Genomic DNA, 497 nt, shown 5'->3' on the forward strand with positions numbered 1-497 from the left:
GGTCAAATTTTATCTCATTTTAGGTCGATAACAAAAAGTCAGGATGCGTTTATAAACTCCAAAATATCACCAATAAAAACGGCACTACTAAAAAACACCTTTACAACTTGAATTTACTTAAAACGAAGACACGTTTTTTCTTTTGCAATTGACTTCTTATCGTATCTCAAAAAAAGGCTATCCTTACACTCGTACAGAAATACCATTTTATTTTAATATCTCATCCATCTCAATAGTTCTTTATAGCTAGGTTTTTTACCATACATCAAAATCCCTATACGGTATATCTTGGCTGCTATCCATGCAACACCGATTATGCTAAGAAATAATATAAAAACAGAAATTGCAATTTCCCACCAAGCAATTCCAAAAGGAATCCTCATCAACATAACAATAGGAGAGGTAAAAGGAAACATAGAAAAAATCACAGAAACCATTCCATGAGGGTTTTCTATTACCACAAAAGCACCTATATAAAAACCAAGAACCAATAGCAT

Annotated in this window: 1 protein-coding gene; it reads right to left on the reverse strand. The window is 32.2% G+C overall.

From position 1 onward, the window contains the following. Positions 1 to 212 precede the first annotated feature (212 nt). Positions 213 to 497: ABC transporter permease (locus SM447_RS30190; protein ID WP_474576255.1), on the reverse strand; the 285-nt coding region annotated here is incomplete at its 5' end.

It is taken from the genome of Micromonospora aridisoli (assembly GCF_056150025.1).